Raw genomic sequence first — 3,572 nt, forward strand, 5'->3', positions numbered from 1 at the left:
TGAATTGACATCGTATAGAGAGAAATCAATCAACACTGTTTGATTGGCGCCGAGTGTGGCGTTGATCTCAGTCGTTCTCCTCTTCGGAGGGGCGGGTTGTGACACGGGTGTTTCCTCGCCTGTCCACGGCTATCGCGGCTGAAACGAACAGAGTTGTCCAAGTCAAGTACACTAACCCGCATAACTTAACGGTTATGCATTGTCTTCCATTCTCTGCGTGGGGCCGACCGACATCGGCAGCGCGGGTTCCAGGATGGAAGGCGGGAAAGTATGCTTTTGGTTCAGTAAGAGAGACGGGTTGTTACCAGCGCCTGTCATTGGATTTGCTTCGCAAATCCTGTCTTTCTCTTTCTGGATCAAATCAAGCGCGAGAAGGGCGTTTGGTGAATGCCTTGGCAGCAAGAGGCGATGAAAGACGTGATACTCTGCGATAAGCCATGGGGAGCTGAGAATAAGCTTTGATCCATGGATTTCTGAATGGGGCAACCCACCTGAATGTTTGTTATTGTTAGCTCTGCTAATCAATAATGAGCATGAACAGGTACTTAAGACCTGAATACATAGGGTTTTAAGAGCAAACCCGGGGAACTGAAACATCTAAGTACCCGGAGGAAAGGAAATCAATTGATACTCCCCTAGTAGCGGCGAGCGAACGGGGACCAGCCGAGCCAGATAAGTGACTAGAACACGTTGGGAAGCGTGGCCATAGCGGGTGACAGCCCCGTATAGGAAGCTTTGACGGACGTATTAAGTAGGGCGGAACACGTGAAATTCTGTCTGAAGATCGGAGGACCACCTTCGAAGGCTAAGTACTCCTTGCTGACCGATAGCGAACCAGTACCGTGAGGGAAAGGTGAAAAGCACCCCGACGAGGGGAGTGAAACAGTACCTGAAACCGAACGCCTACAATCAGTCGGAGGATCCTCGAGATCTGACGGCGTACCTTTTGTATAATGGGTCATCGACTTGGTCTCACGAGCAAGCTTAAGCCGTTAGGTGTAGGCGTAGCGAAAGCGAGTCTTAATAGGGCGCATGAGTTCGTGGGATCAGACCCGAAACCGAGTGATCTAGGCATGGCCAGGTTGAAGGTAAGGTAACACTTACTGGAGGACCGAACCCACATCCGTTGAAAAGGATCGGGATGAGCTGTGCCTAGGGGTGAAAGGCCAATCAAACTCGGAGATAGCTGGTTCTCTGCGAAATCTATTTAGGTAGAGCGTCATCCGAATACCCCGGGGGGTAGAGCACTGGATGGGTAATGGGGCCCCACAGGCTTACTGATCCTAACCAAACTCCGAATACCCGGGAGTACTAGATGGCAGACACACTGCGGATGCTAACGTCCGTAGTGGAGAGGGAAACAACCCTGACCTACGACTAAGGCCCCCAATTCATGGCTAAGTGGGAAAGCAGGTGGGACGACCAAAACAACCAGGAGGTTGGCTTAGAAGCAGCCATCCTTTAAAGATAGCGTAACAGCTCACTGGTCTAAATAAGTTGTCCTGCGGCGAAGATGTAACGGGGCTCAAGCCATGAGCCGAAGTCTAGGGATGCGTAAGCATCGGTAGCAGAGCGTAGTGTGACATAGCACTCATCCTGTATTATCGCCGGTTATGCGGTGCGCGTAAGCGCGCTCAAGTAGCCGAATAGGCGGTAGCGCAGGATAGAGTGTTTTCGATGAAGCCGGGGCGTGAGCCATCCGGTGGAGAGATCACTAGTGAGAATGATGACATGAGTAGCGACAAAGAGTGTGAGAGACACTCTCGCCGAAAGTCCAAGGGTTCCTGCTTAAAGCTAATCTGAGCAGGGTAAGCCGGCCCCTAAGCCGAGGCCGAAAGGCGTAGGCGATGGGAACCAGGTTAATATTCCTGGGCCAGGAGGATGTGACGGATCACAGGTGTAGTTCAATCTTATCGGATTGATTGGGCTGCTGAGTGGTTCCTGGAAATAGCCCTCCATCAGACCGTACCCTAAACCGACACAGGTGGACTGGTAGAGCATACCAAGGCGCTTGAGAGAACGATGTTGAAGGAACTCGGCAAAATACCTCCGTAAGTTCGCGAGAAGGAGGCCCGGTTCCTAGGCAACTAGGGGCTGGGGGCACAAACCAGGGGGTGGCGACTGTTTATTAAAAACACAGGGCTCTGCGAAGTCGCAAGACGACGTATAGGGTCTGACGCCTGCCCGGTGCCTGAAGGTTAAAAGGAGAGGTGAGAGCCTTGAATTGAAGCCCAGGTAAACGGCGGCCGTAACTATAACGGTCCTAAGGTAGCGAAATTCCTTGTCGGGTAAGTTCCGACCTGCACGAATGGCGTAACGACTTCCCCGCTGTCTCCAACATCGACTCAGCGAAATTGAATTGCCTGTCAAGATGCAGGCTTCCCGCGGTTAGACGGAAAGACCCCGTGCACCTTTACTACAGCTTCGCACTGGCATCAGGATTGTGATGTGCAGGATAGGTGGTAGGCTTTGAAGCAGGAACGCAAGTACCTGTGGAGCCTCCCTTGAGATACCACCCTTCGCACTCTTGATGTCTAACCGCGGTCCGTTATCCGGATCCGGGACCCTGCGTGGCGGGTAGTTTGACTGGGGCGGTCGCCTCCTAAAGCGTAACGGAGGCGCGCGAAGGTTGGCTCAGAGCGGTCGGAAATCGCTCGTTGAGTGCAATGGCAGAAGCCAGCCTGACTGCAAGACTGACAAGTCGAGCAGAGTCGAAAGACGGCCATAGTGATCCGGTGGTCCCGAGTGGAAGGGCCATCGCTCAACGGATAAAAGGTACGCCGGGGATAACAGGCTGATACTGCCCAAGAGTCCATATCGACGGCAGTGTTTGGCACCTCGATGTCGGCTCATCTCATCCTGGGGCTGGAGCAGGTCCCAAGGGTACGGCTGTTCGCCGTTTAAAGAGGTACGTGAGCTGGGTTTAGAACGTCGTGAGACAGTTCGGTCCCTATCTGCCGTGGGTGTAGGAGACTTGAGAGGAGTTGCCCCTAGTACGAGAGGACCGGGGTGAACGATCCACTGGTGGACCAGTTGTCGTGCCAACGGCAGTGCTGGGTAGCTATGATCGGACAGGATAACCGCTGAAGGCATCTAAGCGGGAAGCCCCCCTCAAAACAAGGTCTCCCTGAGGGCCGTGGAAGACCACCACGTCAATAGGCCGGAGATGTAAGCGCAGTAATGCGTTCAGTTGACCGGTACTAATCGCCCGATAGGCTTGATTTGATCCAGTAACAGAAAGACAAATCAAACCAGAAGCATACACCGACCTTGACCAAGGACAGCCTCGTCGCTTTTGCTGCGCAAACAGCGACGGTGTTGATTGATTAACACAACCGGGCAGGACCGCGCATCCGCTTCGCGAATACGCTGCCTCCTGCTCGTCGCTTTTTTGCTCCGCAAAAACAGCGACGGGGGCTTTTCCTCGGTTTGGTGGTCATAGCGCAAGTGAAACACCCGGTCCCATACCGAACCCGGAAGTTAAGCACTGCCGCGCCAATGGTACTTGGGCTTAAGCCCCGGGAGAGTAGGTCACCGCCAAACCTAGTAAAAGCCCATATCTCTCTTACGAT

General features: G+C 53.4%; 2 rRNA genes. Both read left to right on the forward strand.

Annotation, left to right across the window (positions count from 1 at the left end):
- Positions 1-359 precede the first annotated feature (359 nt).
- A 23S ribosomal RNA gene (locus tag ACR0LW_RS21140) occupies positions 360-3,225 on the forward strand.
- 203 nt (positions 3,226-3,428) lie between these two features.
- Positions 3,429-3,543: ribosomal RNA gene (rrf, locus tag ACR0LW_RS21145) — 5S ribosomal RNA — on the forward strand.
- Positions 3,544-3,572: the final 29 nt, after the last annotated feature.

Source organism: Ruegeria sp. N4 (assembly GCF_056531425.1).